The 22,196-nt window shown below is 29.8% G+C and carries 17 protein-coding genes, 1 other RNA gene and 1 riboswitch; of the genes, 5 read left to right on the top strand and 13 right to left on the bottom strand.

All coding sequences use genetic code 11. From position 1 onward, the window contains the following. Window positions 1-28 precede the first annotated feature (28 nt). The 11 genes from ACJJVK_RS13485 to ACJJVK_RS13435 form a co-directional block, all read right to left on the bottom strand. Window positions 29-901 (bottom strand): anti-sigma factor, encoded by an 873-nt coding sequence (locus ACJJVK_RS13485; protein ID WP_405566711.1) that lies wholly within the window; start codon window positions 899-901, stop codon window positions 29-31. A gap of 74 nt (window positions 902-975) precedes the next feature. After that, a complete protein-coding gene (locus tag ACJJVK_RS13480) occupies window positions 976-1,647 on the bottom strand; it encodes a Crp/Fnr family transcriptional regulator (protein ID WP_215995479.1) in 672 nt (223 codons plus the stop codon). A 113-nt stretch (window positions 1,648-1,760) separates the two neighbouring features. Beyond that, complete coding sequence (locus tag ACJJVK_RS13475; RefSeq protein ID WP_405566708.1) at window positions 1,761-4,028, bottom strand: aconitate hydratase; 2,268 nt, start codon at window positions 4,026-4,028, stop codon at window positions 1,761-1,763. A 163-nt stretch (window positions 4,029-4,191) separates the two neighbouring features. Continuing rightward, the gene (locus tag ACJJVK_RS13470; RefSeq protein ID WP_405566706.1) at window positions 4,192-6,969 is read right to left on the bottom strand and encodes a bifunctional aconitate hydratase 2/2-methylisocitrate dehydratase; all 2,778 of its coding nucleotides are present in this window, start codon (window positions 6,967-6,969) and stop codon (window positions 4,192-4,194) included. A gap of 262 nt (window positions 6,970-7,231) precedes the next feature. Further along, window positions 7,232-7,544, bottom strand: an RNA gene (gene rnpB / locus ACJJVK_RS13465) — RNase P RNA component class A. 199 nt (window positions 7,545-7,743) lie between these two features. Then, window positions 7,744-8,868: a molecular chaperone DnaJ gene (gene dnaJ, locus ACJJVK_RS13460; RefSeq protein ID WP_405566702.1), complete on the bottom strand. Its 1,125-nt coding sequence runs from the start codon at window positions 8,866-8,868 to the stop codon at window positions 7,744-7,746. Between the two features lie 80 nt (window positions 8,869-8,948). Beyond that, window positions 8,949-9,497 carry a nucleotide exchange factor GrpE gene (locus tag ACJJVK_RS13455; protein WP_405566699.1) on the bottom strand — a complete coding sequence of 183 codons (549 nt, stop codon included), beginning with the start codon at window positions 9,495-9,497 and terminating at the stop codon, window positions 8,949-8,951. An 85-nt stretch (window positions 9,498-9,582) separates the two neighbouring features. Continuing rightward, the gene (locus ACJJVK_RS13450; RefSeq protein WP_215995484.1) at window positions 9,583-10,134 is read right to left on the bottom strand and encodes an HNH endonuclease; all 552 of its coding nucleotides are present in this window, start codon (window positions 10,132-10,134) and stop codon (window positions 9,583-9,585) included. A gap of 93 nt (window positions 10,135-10,227) precedes the next feature. Beyond that, window positions 10,228-11,532, bottom strand: coding sequence for a UDP-N-acetylglucosamine 1-carboxyvinyltransferase (gene murA / locus ACJJVK_RS13445; protein ID WP_405566696.1), 1,305 nt, complete (start codon window positions 11,530-11,532; stop codon window positions 10,228-10,230). Window positions 11,533-11,535: 3 nt separating this feature from the next. After that, entirely contained in the window at window positions 11,536-12,186 is a 651-nt protein-coding gene (locus ACJJVK_RS13440; RefSeq protein WP_215995486.1) for a DUF4290 domain-containing protein, read from the bottom strand. Window positions 12,187-12,317: 131 nt separating this feature from the next. Continuing rightward, window positions 12,318-14,639 carry an ATP-dependent helicase gene (locus ACJJVK_RS13435; RefSeq protein ID WP_405566693.1) on the bottom strand — a complete coding sequence of 774 codons (2,322 nt, stop codon included), beginning with the start codon at window positions 14,637-14,639 and terminating at the stop codon, window positions 12,318-12,320. Between the two features lie 222 nt (window positions 14,640-14,861). On the opposite strand from ACJJVK_RS13435, the gene ACJJVK_RS13430 reads away from it, so the two are divergent. From ACJJVK_RS13430 to ACJJVK_RS13420, 3 genes are read left to right on the top strand one after another with little or no spacing between them, the layout of a single operon-like run. Beyond that, window positions 14,862-15,476, top strand: a complete 615-nt coding sequence (locus ACJJVK_RS13430; RefSeq protein ID WP_405566690.1) for a transcriptional regulator — start codon at window positions 14,862-14,864, stop codon at window positions 15,474-15,476. Beyond that, window positions 15,476-16,195 (top strand): DUF3307 domain-containing protein, encoded by a 720-nt coding sequence (locus ACJJVK_RS13425; protein ID WP_405566688.1) that lies wholly within the window; start codon window positions 15,476-15,478, stop codon window positions 16,193-16,195. The genes ACJJVK_RS13430 and ACJJVK_RS13425 overlap by 1 nt, the downstream gene beginning before the upstream one ends. A 3-nt stretch (window positions 16,196-16,198) precedes the next feature. After that, a complete protein-coding gene (locus ACJJVK_RS13420) occupies window positions 16,199-16,711 on the top strand; it encodes a hypothetical protein (protein ID WP_405566686.1) in 513 nt (170 codons plus the stop codon). 80 nt (window positions 16,712-16,791) lie between these two features. Here the strand turns inward: ACJJVK_RS13420 and ACJJVK_RS13415 are convergent, their stop codons facing one another. Both ACJJVK_RS13415 and ACJJVK_RS13410 read right to left on the bottom strand, forming a co-directional pair. Next, window positions 16,792-17,850, bottom strand: a complete 1,059-nt coding sequence (locus ACJJVK_RS13415) for a YncE family protein (RefSeq protein WP_405566683.1) — start codon at window positions 17,848-17,850, stop codon at window positions 16,792-16,794. 1 nt (window position 17,851) lies between these two features. Further along, complete coding sequence (locus ACJJVK_RS13410) at window positions 17,852-19,687, bottom strand: TonB-dependent receptor plug domain-containing protein (protein ID WP_405566681.1); 1,836 nt, start codon at window positions 19,685-19,687, stop codon at window positions 17,852-17,854. A gap of 30 nt (window positions 19,688-19,717) precedes the next feature. Further along, window positions 19,718-19,945, bottom strand: a riboswitch (cobalamin riboswitch). Window positions 19,946-20,021: 76 nt separating this feature from the next. Between ACJJVK_RS13410 and guaC the strand changes: the two genes are divergently transcribed. Together guaC and ACJJVK_RS13400 are read left to right on the top strand one after the other, a co-directional pair. After that, on the top strand, window positions 20,022-21,059 hold the full coding sequence (guaC, locus tag ACJJVK_RS13405; RefSeq protein WP_215995493.1) for a GMP reductase: 1,038 nt from the start codon (window positions 20,022-20,024) through the stop codon (window positions 21,057-21,059). Continuing rightward, a complete protein-coding gene (locus tag ACJJVK_RS13400; protein WP_405566678.1) occupies window positions 21,059-22,183 on the top strand; it encodes an ABC transporter substrate-binding protein in 1,125 nt (374 codons plus the stop codon). The genes guaC and ACJJVK_RS13400 overlap by 1 nt, the downstream gene beginning before the upstream one ends. The last annotated feature ends 13 nt before the right edge of the window (window positions 22,184-22,196 follow it).

The raw sequence follows: 22,196 nt of genomic DNA, 5'->3' as shown, positions 1-22,196 counted from the left end.
CCTCTTTATAATTGATTAATTATTAGATTTATCTTGAAACAGTACCTGTTAATTCTACTAAAGGACCTGTTCCCATAGTTAAAACAGAATGATTCATTGCATCAACAGGAATCACGTGTGCTAAAGGTTTTAAGGTAAAAGGTGCAGCACTATTATCTGGATAAGGTTCTACAGAAATTACAATTGTAGCATCTTTTAAATCCGTAGGAAAATCTACTCCTGCAGCAGAACCCATAACATAATCTTCACCAGGAAAAGCTGGTCCATCACTAGTTAAACCTTTGTATGGAGAAGTTGAAGCATTATCGTCTGCAGTTGCAGGGTCTGTAAAAGTTCCTGTACTTACTGGTGTTCCGTTTAAAACAACCCAACCTTCATACTTCCAACCGTCAGTTAAAGTAGGTAAACCTAAACCAACTTCTGCACTACCTGAAGAATTATCTAAAAACCAAACACCACTTGCTTCATTAGAATCATCATCGTCTGTTGGAGTTGCCAAGATATATTTTCCCCAAGAAGTAGAAAAATCGGCTACAATTCCTGTTGAAGTTACATTTGCAGAATTACCAGAAAAATCGCCAGCTAATAATTTAGTTGCTGCTGGTGCTGGATCTGAATCTATAGCTGGTTCTATAGAAAGCACAAAAGTACTTGCTGAATTTAAATCACTATTATTTACAGTATAAGTTTGAGGAAAAATTACACTTGTAAATGTTCCTGTACTTACAGGGTTACCATCTACTATCAACCAACCTTCGTATACAAAATCAGAACCTAATTCTTCTAATCCTGTTAAATCTATAACTAACTCTCCTGTTGTTGAAACTTCCTCATTATTTTCGCACGAAGCAAACAAAACAAACGCTGCACATAAATATGCTAATTTTAAAATTTTTTTCATCTTATTGTTATTTAATATTATTTGATAACAAAATTATAGCGATGAATTATCTTTAAATGTTAGCCAACGAACATTTATGCAATTTTTTGAATTAATCTTATTTCTTTTCTATTAAAATTGATAATGCTTTCTTCTTTTAACTCATTCATTAATACATTTAAATTAGATCTAGAAGTGCCAATTAATGATGCAATATCTTTTTGTGTATATGGATGTTGAATAACTTTATCTCCAGATTTTTCACAATCGTAACCATATTCTTCACATAGTTCTTTCATAAATTCTAAAAAACGTGTTCTGGTATCTTTAAATAAAATCAATTGTAATCTTCTTTCTAATTTCTTAAAACGCAAGCCTAAAAACTTATAAATTTTTAAACTAAAGGTTTTATTATCACGCATTAAATCGTGCATTGTCTCAATCCCAATTGGACATATTGAAGTTGAATTATCAACAGACTGTGCAAATTCATTTCTTATTTCTTCACCTAAAATGGCTTTCTCTCCAAATAATTCACCTTTTGTTAGAATTGCCTTTACAACTTCATTCCCATCTTCTGTATAATAGCCTAATTTAATTTTACCTTTTTCTATAAGGTATATTTTATTTGCTACATCTTCTTCAAAATAAACATAATCACTTTTTTTATAAATGTCAAAAGTATGACAGGCTTTATATTCTTTAAATTTGTGAGGACAAAGAAGATTAAATAAATTTACATTATCAAAAAACCAAAGATTATTCATTTTTAAAACTTTTTTGGATGATTGTTAAAAAAGTCTTAAAACAATACAATTACTTACAAAAAAACTCTTGAATTTCTTCAAGAGTTTTAAATTTATCTCATTTTTAATAAAAATTAAGCATTTTGCTTTTTAATCAAATTTAAAGCAGAACCTTCATTATACCAATCAATTTGAGCTTTGTTATAAGTATGATTCAATTTAATAATATCAGTAGTTCCATCAGTATGAACAATTTCTAAAGTTAATTGTTTGTCTGGTGCAAACTCATTTAAGTCTATAAAGTTAAATGTATCATCCTCTAAAATTAAATCGTAATCAGCTTCATTATTAAAAGTTAAGCCTAACATTCCTTGTTTTTTTAGGTTTGTTTCATGAATTCTTGCAAAAGATTTTACAATTACAGCAGCAACACCTAAATGTCTTGGTTGCATAGCTGCATGTTCTCTAGAAGACCCCTCTCCATAATTATGATCTCCAACAACTATTGTTTTAATTCCGGCTTTTTTATATTCTCTTTGTACAGCAGGTACAGCATCATACTCACCTGTTAATTGATTTTTTACAAAATTTGTTTTCTTATTGTATGCATTAATAGCACCAATTAAAGTATTGTTTGCAATATTGTCTAGATGCCCTCTAAAGCGTAACCAAGGCCCAGCCATAGAAATATGATCTGTTGTACATTTACCAAATGCTTTTATTAACAATTTGGCACCTGTAATAGAATCTCCTAAAGGTGTAAATGGCGTTAATAACTGTAATCTTTCAGAATCTTCTTTTACAGAAACTACTACTCCACTTCCATCTTTATCTGGAGCTAAATAACCATTTTCTTTTACCTCAAAACCTTTTGGTGGTAATTCCCATCCAGTTGGTTCATCAAACATAACTTCTTCTCCATCTTCATTTATTAATTTATCTGTTAACGGATTAAAATCTAAACGACCTGCAATAGCTATTGCTGCTGTAATTTCTGGTGATGCAACAAAAGCGTGTGTATTTGGATTACCATCAGCTCTTTTAGCAAAGTTTCTATTAAATGAATGTACTATACTGTTTTTAGGTGCATTTTTAGGATCTGAATACCTTGCCCATTGACCAATACAAGGTCCACAAGCATTTGTAAATATTTTTGCATCTAAATTTTCGAAAATATCAAGAATACCATCTCTTTCTGCAGTATATCTTACCTTTTCTGAACCTGGATTAATACCAAATTCTGCTTTAGTTTTTAAACCTTTATCAATGGCTTGTTGTGCTATAGACGATGCTCTTGATAAATCTTCGTAAGATGAATTTGTACAAGAACCAATTAAACCCCATTCAACAGTTAAAGGCCAATCATTAGAATTTGCTTTTTCTGTCATAGCAGAACCCACAGTTGTAGATAAATCTGGTGTAAAAGGTCCGTTCAATAATGGCCCTAATTTTGATAAATCAATTTCGATAACTTGATCAAAATATTCTTCAGGATTTTCATAAACTTCTGTATCCGCAGTTAAATATTCTTTTACTTTATTTGCAGCATCAGCCACATCTTCTCTATCTGTTGCACGTAAATAACGCTCCATAGAATCATCATAACCAAAGGTTGATGTAGTTGCACCAATTTCTGCGCCCATATTACAAATTGTACCTTTACCTGTACAAGACATTGATGTTGCTCCTGGTCCAAAATATTCTACAATAGCTCCTGTACCCCCTTTAACAGTTAAAATTTCTGCAACTTTAAGAATTACATCTTTAGGAGATGTCCATCCAGAAAGTTTACCCGTTAATTTTACACCAATTAACTTTGGGAATTTTAATTCCCAAGCCATACCTGCCATAACATCAACAGCATCTGCACCACCAACACCAATTGCAACCATTCCTAAACCACCAGCGTTAACAGTATGCGAATCTGTACCAATCATCATTCCTCCAGGAAATGCATAGTTTTCTAATACAACTTGATGAATAATACCTGCACCTGGTTTCCAGAAACCAATTCCGTATTTATTAGAAACTGATTCTAAAAAGTTAAAAACTTCACTACTTGTGCTATTTGCGTGTTTTAAATCTTTTGCTGCTCCTTCTTTAGCTTGAATTAAGTGATCACAATGTACAGTTGTTGGTACAGCAACTTTTGCCTTACCAGCCTGCATAAATTGTAACAATGCCATCTGTGCAGTTGCATCTTGACAAGCAATTCTATCTGGAGCAAAATCTACATAATCTTTACCTCTAGTAAATGCACTAGTGGGTTTACCTTCCCATAAATGAGAGTATAATATTTTTTCTGACAAGGTTAATGGTTTTCCTGTAATTTTACGTGCAGCATCTACTTTTTCTGTCATGCTTTCATAGACCTGCTTAATCATATCAATATCAAATGCCATAGATTTTCTTCTTTTTGTTTGTTAAAAATCTAATATACAAAATATTGAGTTTTTATAAAAAAGATAGTTATAAAATAGAATGATTATGATATAGGATAGTTTTATACAAAAAAAAGCCTAAATCATAGATTTAGGCTTTAGAATATTTAAGTTTAGCAACTTATTAGTTTACTAATTGTTTCTCAGAAGGCTTAAATTTAGTAAGTACAATTCCATCTACAGCAGCTTCATATTCTTCCATTGTTGGAGTTCTACCTAAAACTGTTGATAAAACTACAACAGGAGTAGATGACAATAAAGACTCTCCTTTTTTCTCACCAGAATCTTTTACAACTCTACCTTGAAATAAACGAGTTGATGTTGCCATAACTGTATCTCCTGGTTCTGCTTTTTCTTGATTACCCATACATAAATTACAACCTGGGCGTTCTAAATATAACATATTTTCATATTTAGTACGTGCTAGACCTTTTGGTGCACTATCATCGAACTCAAAACCTGAATATTTCTTTAAAACATCCCAATCTCCTTCTGCTTTTAATTCATCAACAATATTATATGTTGGTGGTGCAACTACTAAAGGAGCTTTAAACTCTACTTTACCTTGTTGTGCTTCAATGTTTTTTAACATCTGAGCTAATATTTTCATATCACCTTTATGAACCATACAAGATCCTACAAATCCTAAATCTACTTTTTTAGTTCCACCATAATAAGATAATGGTCTAATATTATCATGTGTATAACGTTTAGAAACATCTTCGTTATTTACATCTGGATCAGCAATCATTGGTTCAGCAATTTCATCTAAATCAATAACAACTTCTGCATAATAATTTGCATTAGCATCTGGTCTTAAAGCTGGTTTAATACCTGTTTTAAGCTCGGTAATTCTTGTGTTTGCTTTATCTACTAAACCTTGTAAAACTTGTTTAGTATTATCCATTCCTTTATCAATCATAATCTGGATTCTACCTTTTGCAATCTCTAAAGATTCAATTAAAGTATCATCCTCAGAAATACAAATAGATGCCTTAGCTTTCATTTCTGCTGTCCAATCTGTAAATGTAAATGCTTCATCTGAAGTAAGCGTTCCAATATGAACTTCTATAATTCTTCCTTGAAAAACATTTTCTCCACCAAATTGCTTTAACATTTGCTGTTGAGTAGCATGCACAACATCTCTAAAATCCATATAAGATTTCATAGCTCCTTTAAATGTAACTTTAACAGATTGTGGAATTGGCATTGTAGCCTCACCAGTTGCTAAAGCTAATGCTACTGTACCTGAATCTGCACCAAAAGCAACACCTTTAGACATACGTGTATGAGAGTCTCCACCAATGATGATGTCCCAATCTCCTACTGTAATATCATTTAAAACTTTATGAATAACATCTGTCATCGGAAAATATTTTCCTTTAGGATCACGACCAGTAATTAAACCAAAATCGTTCATAAAGCTCATTAATCTAGGAATATTTGCTTTAGATTTATCATCCCAAACAGATGCTGTATGACAACCTGATTGATATGCACCATCTACAATTGGAGAAATAGTTGTTGCAGCCATCATTTCTAATTCTTGAGAAGTCATTAACCCAGTAGTATCTTGAGAACCTACAATATTAACTTCTACACGAACATCAGAACCTGCATGTAAAACTTTTCCTGGAGTTGTACCTACTGCATTTTTATTGAAAATCTTTTCAACAGCAGTTAATCCTTGCCCTTCAATAGAAATTTCTTTTGAAGTTGCATATACTTGTGGAGCTTCGATTCCTAAAACTTTAGCTGCAAATGTTTGTAATTTTTTACCAAAAACTACTGCATAAGAACCTCCTGCTTTAATGAATTCTTGTTTTTGTGGAGTTAATGCTGTAGAAATATCTTTTAGTTCAACATTACCACTATATAATTTCTTTTCTTTTGTATTAATTGTTAAAACAGTACCTGTTTCTACAGAATACATTTGTTTTAAAACTGGTTCACCATCTTCATCTACAATTGTATTACCTTCTGCATCTTTCTGTTTTACCCAGTTTTGTAAATCTACACCAATACCACCTGTTACACCAACTGTTGTTAAGAAAATTGGAGATATACCATTAGTCCCAGCAATTACAGGAGCTATATTAATGAATGGTACATAAGGGCTAGATTTTACACCTGTCCATAAAGCAACATTATTTACACCAGACATTCTAGAAGAACCAACACCCATTGTTCCTTTTTCTGCAATTAACATTACACGTTTATTAGGATGTTTTTCTTGTAAAGCTAATAATTCATTTTGCATATCTTTATTATGCTCAAATAAACATTGTCCATGTAATTCACGATCTGATCTTGAGTGTGCATCACCTCCAGGAGAAAGTAAATCTGTAGAAATATCACCAACACCAGCAATATATGTTACTACTTCTATTTCTTCATCAATTTCTGGTAGTTTAGTAAAAAACTCTGCATTTGCATAACTTTCTATAAGTTCTCTAGCAATTTTACTACCATTATTAAATGCTTCTTCTAAACGAGTAGTATCTGCATCATATAAAAAAACTTGTGTTTTTAAAACATCTGCAGCTTGTTTAGATTTTGTTTCATCATTACCTAAGGCAATATCTAATAAAACTTCTACAGAAGGGCCACCTTTCATGTGCGATAATTGCTCAAATGCAAAAGATGGTGTAATTTCTTTAACAACTTCTTCTTCTAAAATAATTTCTTTTAAGAATTTTGCTTTTACAACTGCAGCACTCGTGGTTCCTGGTAAAACATTATAAATAAAGAAATTAAGAGAATCTTCTCTATGTTCGTTATTTAAATCTTTAATCTGCGTAATAATTGCGCTTAGCAATTCAGCACCATCAATAGGTTTAGGGTGAAGGGCTAGTTGTTTTCTTTCTTCAATCTCCTTTAAGTAATCGTTGTAAATGCTCATAAATAATATAGAATTCTTTTTGGTTATTTTTTGTAAACTTTTTGATTATTAATAAAACTAACATTTAAATATGATAAACATTACAAAATGAAGCTAAACTACATAAATCTAATTCGTCTACTAAAGCAAAATTACTGCAATAAAATTGAATTTGAAAGATAAATAATAGATTGCCTTAATTAATGAATAAAAAAAAACTATTTTTTAAAAAAGTAGATATAATTCAACAAAATTAAAGGAATTATGAGATTTAATGAAAAAAATATAAAGCAGACTAATAAGCCGAATTCTGTTCCTTTAAAAAATAAAGGTTCTTATCATTTATCTAGTTCTAAAATTACTCTTAGAATCTATCTGCCTACCCTTTAGAATCGAGCGAGTAGCTCTCAAGCTCTAATTTACATGACATTGCACCTCATAGAGTTTACCTGGTTTCACTACAGCCTAACTGTACTTGCTTTCTGTTGCACTTGTCCTCAACTTACGTTGGACGGATGTTATCCGCTATAATTACTCTTTGGTGTCCGGACTTTCCTCCCTGAAATAAATTCAGGACGATAAGATAAGTCTGCTAAATATTTTTCAAATTTATTTTTTTTTAATTTTAAAAAATTAAAAAAACCCACTCAAATAAAATTTGAGTGGGAAAAATTGCTATGAAAAAGAAAAAGTGTTGTTGAATACACAACAACAATACAAATATATATTAAAAAGTATTATAAAAAAACATTTTTAATAAAATTTATACTATTTTTTTTCATTTTTAATACTTTTTTAAGAAAACATGTCTTTTACTTTCTCAAAAAAGGACTTATCAGATTTATTTGGGTTTGGAGAAAAATTATCATCATCTAACATTTTTTCAAAAAACTGTTTCTGTTCTTTATTTAATTCTTGAGGTGTCCAAACATTTGTATGAATTAAGAAATCTCCAGTTCCATAACGTTCTATACTTGGTAAACCTTTACCTTTTAATCTTAAAATTTTCCCTGATTGTGTACCTGGTTCAATTTTAATTTTCACTTTACCTGTAACTGTTTCTACTTCTTTACTAGTACCTAAAACAGCTTCTGAAAAGTTTACATACAAATCATAATGTATATTAGTTCCTTCTCTTTTTAAAGTTTCGTGTGGTACTTCTTCTATTAAAACTAATAAATCTCCAGAAATTGAGTTTTTACCAGGAGCATCATTTCCTTTACCTCCCACTTTTAATTGTACACCTTCTGTTACACCTGCAGGAATATTAATTGGCACAGTTTCTTCTTTAACAACCATACCTTGTGCATCTGCTCCATTTGGTTTAGAGCTAATAATTTCTCCTGCTCCAGAACAAGTACTACATGTAGTTGCAGTTTGCATTCTACCTAAAATAGTATTGGTAACTCTCATTACTTGACCAGAACCATTACAAGTTGTACATGTTTTATATTTTACACCACTTGCTTGTACTTTTCTACGAACTTTTACTTTTTTCTCAACTCCTTTTGCAATTTCTTCTAAAGTAAGCTTAACACGAATACGCATATTGCTACCTTTAACTCTGGCTTGCCTATGGCCTCCACCACCACCAAAACCACCAAAGCCACCACCTCCAAAGATGTCTCCAAATTGACTGAATATGTCATCCATATTCATGCCACCACCTCCAAAGCCTCCTCCACCTTGAGGACCATCAAAAGCTGCATGACCATATTGATCATATCTTGCCTTTTTATTTTCGTCGCTCAAAATTTCGTAAGCTTCTGCAGCTTTTTTAAAGTTTTCTTCTGCTGTAGTATCTCCAGGATTTTTATCTGGATGATATTTTATTGCCATTTTTCTGTAAGCTTTCTTAATTTCTGCTTTTGTAGCAGATTTAGAAATGCCTAATATTTCGTAAAAATCTTGTTTTGCCATTATTTTTAGTTTGCAGTTTGCAGTTTTCAGTGAGCAGTCAGTAATTTACTGGCTACTGCTTACTGTGTACTGAATACTAATTACTGTCCTATTACTACTTTTGGGTAACGAATTACTTTATCACCCAACTTGTATCCTTTTTCTACACAATCAATTATTTTTCCTTTTAAATCTTCTGACGGAGCAGGAATTTGCGTAATTGCTTCGTGAATTTCTGCATCAAAAGTATCACCAGCTTTGGTTTCTATTCTAGATAAACCTTTTTGCTCTAAAGTATTGTAGAATTTATTATAGATTAATAACACACCTTTTCTTAACTCTTCAGCTTCTTTATCTTCTTCTATATGTGTCAAAGCACGTTCAAAATCATCTACAACTGGCAGTAAAGATGTCATTAATTCTTGTCCTGCAGTTTTAAATAATTCTATTCTTTCTCTAGTTGTTCTCTTTTTATAGTTTTCAAATTCAGCAAAAAGACGTAAAAACTTATCTTTTTCTGCTTGAACTAACTGCTCAGCAGTTGGTTCTTCTTTAGTTTCTTCAACTTCAACCTCTTGATTTTCTTCCACTTGAACAGATTCTTGCTCGTTGATGATTTCTTCTTCTTTTATATTTTCTTTCTTACTCATTTCTTTGTAATCGTTAAATTGTACACAATTTATTGTCAAAAATGTTGCCAACAAAAAAATAGTGTCATAATGACACTATTTAATATTAAATTTTAATATGAGACCAATTTTCACCAGTCTTAATTCTATGAATTTGCATATCTGAAACACCAAAACGTTTGGCTATCATAGTAATTCTTGTTCTATTATTTTTAAGTTGTCTTTTAATAATTTTAACCTTTCCTTCAGTTAATTTACCAATTTTTTTACCTCGTTTTTTAACAATATCATCCCAATCTGGATGATTAAATTGATGCAATTCTTTTTCTCTTTTTGTAGCCCATTTTAAATTTTCTAAAACATTATTTGTTTTATCATAATCTAAATGAATTACATAAATTTGTTCATCATTTTCTTTAGGTAAAAAATGTTGTGCTACAAGTTTATGAACATACCTACTTGTAGATTTTTTGTTCACTACTTGTATTACAGAAATAGTTTCGTATCCATTAATATAAGTTTGTCTTTTAAGAATTTCCTTTCCATTACTAGATTTAATGATTCGTCCATAATTAGAAATTTTAAACTTCTTCTTCGTCGAAATCTTTTCATCAAATTGAATGTCTTTCCATTCTTCTTTCCATAAGTTTCTAATCATTTTTTTTAAAGTTTAATTATGTTAATAATAAAACTTTTTCACTTTCATTTTTTTTGAAACTTTTTCTAGCAATTAAAGTTTTTATTTCAATTTTTAAATTCTTTCAATTTTAGCTCCTATTGATTTTAAACGAGCTTCTATATTTTCATAACCTCTATCAATTTGTTCGATATTATGAATTATTGATGTTCCTTTTGCAGATAAGGCAGCAATTAATAATGAGATACCTGCTCTAATATCTGGAGAGGTCATCGTTGTTGCTTTTAAAGTACTTTCAAAATTCTGACCAATAACTGTTGCTCTATGAGGATCGCAAAGAATAACTTTTGCCCCCATATCAATTAATTTATCAACAAAGAACAAACGACTTTCAAACATTTTTTGATGAATTAAAACTGTACCTTTTGCTTGAGTTGCAATAACCAAAACAATACTCAATAAATCTGGAGTAAAACCAGGCCAAGGAGCATCTGAAACTGTTAAAACAGAGCCATCTATATAGTTCTGAATTTCGTAAGATTCTTGTTCTGGAATAAAAATATCATCTTCTATTTTTTCAAATTCTATGCCTAATTTAGCAAAAATATTTGGTATTTGGCCTAAATTTTCCCAACTAACATTCTTTATTGTTAATTCTGAACGGGTCATAACTGCAACACCAATCCAAGAACCAATTTCAATCATATCTGGTAACACTCTATGCTCACATCCTCCTAAAGAATCTACACCTGTTATGGTTAATAAATTAGAACCAACACCTGTAATATTTGCGCCCATAGAATTCAACATTTTACATAATTGTTGAATGTAAGGTTCACAAGCTGCATTATAAATTGTTGTTGTTCCGTTTGCTAAAACAGCCGCCATTAAAATATTTGCAGTACCAGTTACAGAAGCTTCGTCTAATAACATATCTGTACCTACTAATTTTTCTGCTTCGACTCCGTAAAAAGATTCTTCTTTATTATATCTAAAGATAGCTCCTAAATTGGTAAAACCCTCAAAATGTGTATCTAATCTTCTACGTCCAATTTTATCTCCACCAGGTTTTGGAATATATCCTTTACCAAAACGTGCTAGCATTGGCCCTACAAGCATAATAGAACCACGTAAAGAACTACCATCTCTTTTAAATTCTGGAGATTCTAAATACTCTAATTTTATTTCATCCGCTTGAAAAGCGTAAGAATTACTACTTAATTTTTCTACTTTAACGCCTAATTCTCCTAAAATAAAAATTAGTTTGTTAACATCTATAATATCTGGAACATTATGAACAGTAACTTTTTCTGGAGTTAATAGAACTGCACAAAGTATCTGTAAAACTTCATTTTTAGCTCCTTGTGGAGTGATGGTTCCATTTAATTTATGACCACCTTCAATTTTAAACGATGCCATTGCTTAATATCTTTTTCTGTTTTTATGATTGTGGTGTTGTTTCTTATGATTACTCTTAGAGTGATTTTGCCCTTGAGAATTTCTTTTTTTCAATAGATTTTTACTCTCTGTTAATTCTTCTTCTGTGTTTCTTAAATCTATTTTACCATCAGATAAATCATATAAATGTTTAAAAATAACAGCATCATCTACTGTATCTTTATTCCAGTTTAAATAACATTTTTTCATATGATTTGCAATGGTAAAGACCAAAGCTTCCTTTTTCTCTCCTTCTTCCCAACTTAAAGCAACATCTATCATTGTTTGTATATTGTTACCATAATAACGATATCTTGATGCTGATTTTGGGTAAGCTAAACCTTCTGGTTTTTCTTGTAATTCTTCTTTTGATGGCTGAGGATAAGGAGACTCTACATCTAACTTAAATTCAGACATTATATATAATTGATCCCATAATTTATGTTTAAAATCTGGAACGTCTCGTAAATGTGGTTGTAAATTACCCATAACATCTACAATGGCTTTTGCCATTTTATCTCTTTCTTCTTTGGTTTCTAAAGCTATACAATGATTTACTAATTTCTGAATATGTCTACCATATTCTGGAATTATCATTAATGTTCTTTCTGAATTATATTCTAAATCGAATGTCATTTATTTATTTTTGTGAAGTGTGTTCTTGGTTTATCCGAAGTAAATTCGATACACTTGAACTGACAATTTATAATTTGTAGTTATTTAACGTTGCAAAATAACACTTTATTTTTGTTTTCTAATTGGATTTTTTATCCAATCACTTTTAATTTAGCAAATTGTAGCAATAATTTCTTTTTACCTACTGTACTAAACTTAATTTCTGCTTTTTTATTTGGTCCCTTACCTTCTAATGCAATAACTTCTCCTGCACCAAATCTATTATGCTCTACAATATTACCCACTGAAACTTCAGTATCAAATAAATTGGTTTTTGGTCTAGCTTGAGATACTTTTTTTAAGTTTTTAGGAATTATTACTTCTTTCTTTTTTGCCAAATCACGTTCCATTTTTTTACGCTGAATTGGTTTTTGAAAACGAATTCCTTTTGGTGCATCATCAAAAATACTTTTATCAACAAAACGATTTATACTTGGTTCTGGTACTTTTGGAGTAATATAATGTAAATATTGGTCGTCTATTTCTTCTAAAAAACGACTTGGTTCTGCATCTACCAATTTACCCCATCTGTAACGTGTTTGGGCATAACTTAAATAGGCAACTTTTTCTGCTCTTGTTAAGGCTACATAAAATAATCTACGCTCCTCTTCTAGCTCACTTCTGGTATTCATACTCATTGCAGAAGGAAATAAATTTTCTTCTAAACCAACAATGTATACATATAAATACTCTAAACCTTTAGATTGATGAATGGTCATTAAAGAAACGCTTGGTTTTTCTTCGTCTTTTTTGGCATCGAAATCTGTAGCCAAGGCAACATCTTCTAAAAATGTAGTTAATGAAGCATCTGCACCTTCTTCTATTTTATCTGTAATAAAATCTTTAATTCCGTTTAAAAGTTCTTGAACGTTTTCTACTTTACTTACAGCTTCTGGTGTACCATCTTTTTCTAAATCTTTAATTAATCTGGTTTCTTTTACAACAGTTTCTGCAATTTCAAAAGCATTTTTTGTTTGCGATTCTATTTGAAACCTTAAAATCATATTCATAAAATTCTGCAACTTATTCTTGGTGCTAGAATTTATTTTGATATCAATTTTATCGATATATTTTATGATTTCGAAAATTGATTTTTTATAGTGATTTGCAGCTATAGTAAGCCTATCTATAGTTGTAGCACCAATTCCTCTTGCAGGATAATTGATAATTCTTTTTAGTGCTTCTTCATCATTTGGATTAATTAGAATTCTTAAATAGGATAAAATATCTTTAATCTCTTTTCTTTGATAAAATGAAATTCCACCATAAATTTTATAATCAATATTTTTCTTTCTTAATGCATCTTCAATAGCTCTAGATTGAGAGTTTGTTCTGTATAAAACACAAAAATTATCTGATGTTAATTGATGATTCATCTGGTTTTCCCAAATGGATTGTGCTACAAAACGCCCTTCTTCTCCATCAGAAATAGTTCGCATTACGTTTATAGAATCTCCTGGATCATTAGAGGTCCAAACTTCTTTATCTAATTTAGTTTTATTTCTTGCTATTACAGAATTTGCTGCGTTTACAATATTTTTTGTTGATCTATAATTTTGTTCTAATTTAAAAGTTTTTACATCAGGATAATCTTTTTGAAAATTTAAAATATTCTGAATATTTGCTCCCCTAAAACTATAAATACTCTGAGAATCATCACCAACTACACATATATTACCAAATTTATCTGCCAATGCTCTTACAATAATGTATTGTGAATGATTTGTATCTTGATACTCATCAACCATAATATATCTGAATCTGTCTTGATATTTTGCCAAAACATCAGGAAAACGTGCCAGTAATTCATTAGTTCTTAACAATAAATCATCAAAATCCATAGCACCAGATTTAAAACATCTGTCTACATATTCTTTATAAATATCACCAACTTTTGGTCTGCTTGCATGCATATCTGCTTCCTGCAAATCAGAATTATTAAAGTACGCTCTAACTGTTATTAAACTATTTTTGAATGATGAAATTCGTCCTAAAATTTGCTTGGCTTTGTAGCGTTCTTTATCCAAGTTCATTTCTTTAATAATTGCAGTTATTAAACGTACTGAATCTTGAGTATCGTAAATTGTAAAATTGCTAGGAAAACCTAACTTGTCTGCTTCTGATCGTAAAATTCTAGCAAAAACCGAGTGAAAAGTTCCCATCCAAAGGTTTTTGGCTTCACTTTGGCCTACAACTCCTGCAATTCTTTCTTTCATTTCACGAGCTGCTTTATTGGTAAAAGTTAGCGATAAAATATTAAAAGAATCTACTCCAGATTGCATTAAATGTGCAATTCTATAAGTTAAAACACGTGTTTTTCCAGAACCTGCACCTGCTATAATTATCATTGGACCATCTTTTTGCAAGACAGCCTGTTTTTGTGCTTCGTTTAAAGTATTTAAATAGGTATTCAATAGTAAATTTTGAAAGAATTTAAAAACGTGAAATTAGCCAAACTATTCGTTTTTATAAAGTAACCTTGTTAGTTTTTATTCACAAATTATTTCACAAATATTCGTTCTAAAACCCGAATTAACAAGAATTCGTCTTAAAACCCGAATTTATTAAAATTCGTCTTAAAACCCGAATAATTTTGAAATTGACGATAAAAAAAGTATTTTTACTAAAAATTTACAATGACAAGCATTTTAACAGGCGATATTATAAACTCTAGAAATGTAGCTACACAGCTGTGGTTACCTATCTTAAAAAATGCATTTAATACTGTTGGAACATCACCTAAAACTTGGGAAATATATAGAGGAGATAGTTTTCAAATTGAAATTAATTCGATAGAAGAAGCGTTATTATTTGCTATAAAATTAAAAACAACTTTAAAGAAAGTTAAAAATTTGGATGTTAGAATTGCAATTGGAATTGGAGCCAAAAGCGAAGCTTTTAAAAACATTACAGAAGGTAATGGAGAAGCTTTTATAAACAGCGGATTTGCTTTTGACAACATTCTAAAAAAACAAAATTTAGCTTTTAAAACACCTTGGTCTGACTTTGATAACATCTTAAACACATCTTTATCTTTAGCTTTATTAACAATGGATAATTGGACCATAAACTCAGCTACTTTTGTAGAAATGTACTTAAACAAGCCAACAGTAACTCAAAAAATAATTGCAAAAGAATTAAACATATCAGAAAGTAGCGCTAGCGAACGTAGAAAAAGAGCTGGTTTAGATGAAATTATGCAATTAGAGCAGTTGTACAGAGATTTAATCAATAAAAAAACAACGAATTAATGTTACTCTTTTTAAAATTCTTATTGGCTCATATTTTGGGTGATTTTGTTTTTCAGCCAGAAAAATGGGTAACAGATAAAGAAAAAAAGAAAGTAAAATCTTTACGTTTATATTTTCATATAAGTGTACACGCTTTATCTTTATTAATCATTCTTTTTTTTGATATACAAAAATACTGGTTAGGTTTTCTGTTTATAATTACAACTCATTACAGTATAGATCTACTAAAATTATATCTTCAGAAGAAAAAAACGAAGCGAATTTGGTTTTTTATAGATCAGGTTTTACACATTTTAATGTTGATAATTGCTGCTTCTTTTTACGAAGATTTTAAATTATCCACAGAAAATATCATCACCAAAAAAACGTTATTACTATTAATTTTTATATTGATGGTTGTTTTTGTGTCAGCCATTATCATAAAAATAATAATTACACAATGGAATCCTGAAAAGAAAAAAGAAAACGATGATTCACTTGCCAAAGCTGGTAGATATATAGGTATTTTAGAGCGCTTATTTGTTTTTACTTTTGTAATTACAAATCATTGGGAAGGCATTGGTTTTTTATTAGCAGCAAAATCTGTTTTTAGATTTGGAGATTTAACATCATCTGAAGACAGAAAACTTACAGAATACATATTAATTGGTACTTTATTAAGTTTTGCCTTTGCTGTCTTTTTAGGAATTTTATATTTGTACCTCTTAAATTTTATATAAATAATGGAAGATAAAATCTTAGAAAGTATTGCTTATATTTTACCTGCTGCAGTTACAGGTTTTGTTGCATATTATATGTTTAACGGTTTTTTAAAACAACAAAATACCGAAAAAAAATTAGCAATAATGGCAGAGAAAAAGAAAGAATCTTTACCTATTAAATTGCAAGCTTACGAAAGAATGTTGCTGTTTTGTGAACGCATTAATCCTGTAAAAATGTTGGTAAGAATTAAACCCATATCAGAAAACACTTCTGATTATTTACAGTTATTAATTGCCAATATAGATCAGGAATTTGAGCATAATTTAGTACAACAAATTTATATTTCTGATGAAGCTTGGACAGCAATTATTGCTACAAAAAGAGCCATAATTAATAAATTACAACAAGCAGCAGAAACATCAAATTCTGCAAATAATTTTAGAGAAAATGTATTAATAGATTATTCTAAAACCTTACCACCAACTGAAACTGCAATTAGTTTTATAAAAAGTGAAGTAAAAAAACTCTTATAATCAAAAAAATATCCTTCTTAATTAAAAGAAGGATAGTTATTATGAAACCTAAGCCTCATAAAATTCGAGGGAATTATTTATTAATTGAAATAAACTTTATCTGGTACTAAACCAACTGTAAACTCATTCAATTCAACAAAAGAAGAAGCATCAAATATTTTTAATGTTCCATTTGAAACATAATCTTTAGCATCAGTTATATAAATTTTACCATCATTTACAGACATACCGTAAACTGTAGTAGAAATAATTGAAGAAGTAGGAATTACTGACGCACTTTCACTCATTTGATAAACATCAGAAGAAGTAGAAAGATAAATATTCGAGTTACTAAAAACGAAGTTTCCTGGGTGAAAACCTGAAGCAAAATCTATAGTAGAACTAACAGTATTTGTACTTGTGTTTATAGTAACCAAACTCCCCAAAAGTTCTGGAGTACTCCAAGCACTTCCTTCGCAAGAAACTACTAGATTTCCACTATTATCAATAATCATTTCATCTGGCACATTACCAACAGTAATTGTAGATGTTACTGTATCTGAAGTTGTATCAATTACAGAAATTGTATTACCAGAACCCCAACCACCTTTATGAGAAACGTAAATAGTATTACCATCTGCAATAACTTGTTCAGGACCTTCTGCCACAGAAATTGTTGTAGAAATGGTGTTAGAAGCTAAATCTACAACAGCAATATAATCGTCTGTAGCATCACCTCCTTCTCCCCAATTTGTAACATATCCTTTGCCATTTGCAAAAGCAATGTATCTTGGGTTACTTAAACCTTGAGAAATCTCTGTAATTTTTTCCATAGTATATCTATCTGCTATAGAAATTTTATTACCAACATTTGCTACTAAATAAGCATCATCTCCATTAAAACCTATAGATTGTAAAATTGTTCCAATATTTTCTCCATTTACAGCACTGTAAATACCAGATTCTTCTGTTAAATAGTCATCAGAAATAAAACTAACTGTTCCTGTTCCTCCAGAAAAAGCGCCTTCGTTGGCAATTAAAATTCCATTTTCATAATCTCCTTTAGGTAAATCTTCACCATCATCATTATTATTATTACAGGAAGAAAATAATACACCTAATAATACTGTTAATAAAATTGCTTTTTTGATATTCATCATTTTAAAAATTTAAATTTGTTGTTAATTGAAAATTGACTCCAGGCATTGGCCTGCTTAAAGTATTTTGATAATAAGAATTGTAAATATTATTGATTTTAAAACCAATATTTGGTTTATTTTTTATTTTTAATAATTGATAATTTACCCCAACATTAGAAACTGAATAAGCAGGAATTGTATCAATCAAAAAAGTCACTTTATCGTTTATTAAAGTTTGATAATAGATCTTAAAGTTTTTGTAATTATAATTTGCTAAAAAATTTGCTCTATTTTTTGGAACATAAATTAACTGATTATTTGTATCTAAATCTTTTGCAATTGTATAAGAATAATTAGCATTTATTGAAAAAGAATGATTTTTGAAAGATCTTTTATAGTTTGTAGAAAACTCTAAACCAATATTTTTTGTTTGATTTATATTTATAGGACTCCAAATACCTGAATCATTTGGTGTCCATTGAATTAAATCTTTAGATTTGATATAAAATCCGTTTAACTGAAATTGAAATTTCTTAAATTTAATGGCATTTCCAATTTCAAATTGATAAGAATTTTCTGATTTTAAATCAGGATTTCCTCCAGGATTCCAATACAAATCATTAAAAGTTGGTGTTCTAAAATTTTTAGAAGTATTAAAAGATAAAGTATAATTTTTACTGATTTTCTGTTCAATTCCTAAAGAATATAAAAATGGAGCTTCAAAATCTTTTTGAAATTCTTTTCTAAACTGCACACCATAACTTAAACTATTTGTAATTTGATGATTTAAAGAAAAAACTGCCGAAAAAATATTTCTTTGATGCGTTAAAAAGCTTGTACCTTCTGCTTTCGTAGATTCAAAACCAAGAATTCCATTAATTTTTACTTTTCTAGTAAGAGAATTATTATAATCTACTTGTGTAATTTTTCTTTTGGTACTTCCAATAGAAAAGTTATCTGAATTTTCTTTGTTATCATAATATTTAAACTCATCAAAAAGATATGCAACTCTAGTTGTAATATTCTCTTTTGCTGATAAAAAACGATTCCATTCTAACAAGTTTTTTAAACTTATATCTTTATAAGAATCGTTGGAAGGAGCATTTAAAGTTCTAGACAAATCTCTTTTAGAAAAGAAAGAAGAACCGTAAAACTTTAGTTGATTTTTAGCATCAATTTTATATCCATAATTAACATCAAAATTGTAATTGTTAAAAGCACCATTGTCATTCTTTAAATTAGAATTTAAATATTTGAAATCGTTATCAGAAGCATTATACCCCAAACCAATATTTAAGTGATTTTTTTTATCAGATTTTACAAAATCGAAGCTTAAATGTTGCGTATTAAAACTCCCATATTTTAAAAGAAGATTATTTTTAGTTATATTTTTAAAAGAAATAGTATTGTTTAAATGAACTGTACCTCCAATTGCACCACTTCCATACAAAACACTTCCACCTCCACTTCTTACACTTATATTATTGTAAGAATTTGCAGAAACTATATTAAAATCTGCTTGGCCATTTAATTGAGAATTAATGTTAATTCCGTTCCAAATAACAGCTGTTTGCGAAGCGTTTGTGCCTCTAAAAGATGGTGAAGAAACCATGCCCAACCCATTCTCTTTAAAATAAATAAATGAGTTAAATCGTAAAACATCTGTTAACGATTTAATGTTTTTAGTCACTAAACTATCAGAAATTAAAATACGACTATATCCCTTAGAAAAATCTTTCACTTTTAAAATTGATAGTGAAAAAGCATCTAATTTTACAGCAACTGAATCTTTTTGAGCGTGTAAATTACAAGCAACAAAAAACCACAAAACAATAAACAATACCTGTTTTAACTTCATATTTTTATCAAATCTTTATCCCGAAGATTAAATTAAAATTATGATTAAGGCAGGTCTCCTGACTCGTTTTAATGTTATTAGACCTTCCCAACTTAAAATGTCAGTGGCATAAGAATTAACAACATCCTTTAAAAAAAGTACTGAAACAAGTTCAGCATAAACTTACAGTTGCGGGTACAGTTCTGGCTTTAAACCAGATTCCCTTTTAATTTAATGTAAGACTATTCTTACATCAAAACCAGAATCTTTTGCAAATGTATAAGTATTCTTATCAAGAATCTAATAAAATCGTTTTGAAATTTAATATCTTTAAACTTTAATAATATTTAGATTTATGAGAATTGAAAATGATTTAAAATTGGGATTTAAAGATGTTATGATTCGCCCTAAACGATCTACATTAAAATCGAGATCTCAGGTTACTTTAGAAAGAGAATTTAAGTTTTTACATAGTAATATCGTTTGGAAAGGCATACCAATAATGGCTGCAAATATGGATACTGTTGGTACTTTTGAAATGGCAAAAGAATTGGCAAAACACAAATTATTTACAGCTGTACACAAACATTATTCTTTAGACGAATGGCGTGATTTTGCCACAAATTCATCCGAAGAAGTTTTAAAAAATATCGCTGTAAGTACAGGAACTGGAAAAGACGATTCTGAAAAAGTAAAAACTATTTTAAATGAATTTCCTCAAATAAACTTTATCTGTATTGATGTTGCAAACGGATATTCTGAACATTTTGTCAATTTTGTTCAAAAAATGCGTAAAAATCATCCGAATAAAATAATTATTGCTGGTAACGTTGTTACAGGAGAAATGGTAGAAGAATTACTTTTATCTGGTGCAGATATTGTAAAAGTTGGTATTGGGCCTGGTTCTGTTTGCACAACTCGTGTAAAAACCGGAGTTGGTTATCCACAATTATCTGCTATTATAGAATGTGCAGATGCTGCTCATGGAATGGGAGGACAAATTATTTCTGATGGAGGTTGTAAAATTCCTGGTGATATTGCCAAAGCTTTTGGTGGTAGTGCAGATTTTGTAATGTTGGGAGGTATGTTTGCTGGGCACACAGAAAGTGGTGGAGAATTAATTGAAAAAAATGGTGAAAAATTTAGAGCTTTTTACGGAATGAGCTCAGAAACTGCCATGAATAAACATTCTGGAGGCGTTGCTAATTATAGAGCTTCTGAAGGTAAAACAGTAGAAGTACCTTTTAAAGGTGATGTTGAAAACACAGTTATTGATATTTTAGGCGGAATAAGATCTACTTGTACCTATGTTGGAGCTAGCAGATTAAAGGAATTAACAAAAAGAACTACATTTATAAGAGTTCAAGAACAGGAAAATCAAATATATTCTTAATGAAGAAAATTTTAATTTTTAGTATTTGGTTATTCGTTTTTAGCTCTTGCAAAAAAGAAGTTGTTAAGGTTGATGAAAATAATCAAATAGAAAGTAACATCAAATATGCAAAGGGTTTTGATATTGTTGATAAAAATGGAGTTAAAAAGTTAATTATAAAATCTGCTTATCAAAATTCTGAGGAAATTTTTGAATATACCATTCAGAATAAAAAATCCAAAAAAGAGGAGATTGCAAATACACTCTTTACTCCTATTGAAAAAATTGTTGTGACATCTACAACACATATACCAATGGTTGAATTGTTAAACGAAGAAACCGCTATTGTTGGTTTTCCATATTCTAAATATGTTTCATCAGAAAAAACAAGAAACTTAATTGATGCTGGAAAAATAAAAGAAATTGGTAAAGAAAGTTCGTTAAATACAGAGATTTTATTGGATTTAAAGCCTGAATTAGTGGTTGGTTATAGTGTTTTTTCTGCTGATAAATCTTTAACAACCATAAAAAAAGCCGGAATAAATGTTATTTATAATGGAGATTGGTTAGAAGAAACTCCTTTAGGAAGAGCTGAATGGATTAAGTTTTTTGGTGTTTTGTTTGATAAAGAACAACAGGCTGATAGTATTTTTAAAGTGATAGAAGCCAATTATAATGCTGCAAAACAAATCGCTTTAAAATCGACTAAAAAACCTACAATTTTATCGGGTGCTATAATGAGCAAAGATATTTGGAATTTACCAGCTGGTGATAGTTTTGTTGCTCAATATTTAAAAGATGCCAATTGTAATTATTTATGGCAAAACACAAAAGGAAAAGGAAGTTTGTCTTTAAGTTTTGAGAGTGTTTTTGATAAAGGTGCAGGTGCAGATTTTTGGATTGCTCCAGGCTACTTTTCATCAAAAGACCAATTATTAAACAGTAATGAATTATACTCAAAATTTAATGCTTTTAAAAAGGGAAATATTTTTACACCATCAACTAAAAAAGGAAAAACAGGGGGAGTTATATATTATGAGTTAGCACCAACAAGACCAGATTTAGTTTTAAAAGATGTCATAAAAATCACTAATCCTGATTTATTACTAAAGTACAAAATGACATTTTTTGAGAAAATGAAATAATATAAATAAAAAA

The organism is Polaribacter sp. Asnod6-C07 (assembly GCF_045063625.1).
In the GTDB taxonomy this organism is placed as follows: Bacteria; Bacteroidota; Bacteroidia; order Flavobacteriales; family Flavobacteriaceae; genus Polaribacter; species Polaribacter vadi_A.
Note: the sequence above shows the minus strand (reverse complement) of the source record. Positions and strands in the feature narration are given on the sequence as shown.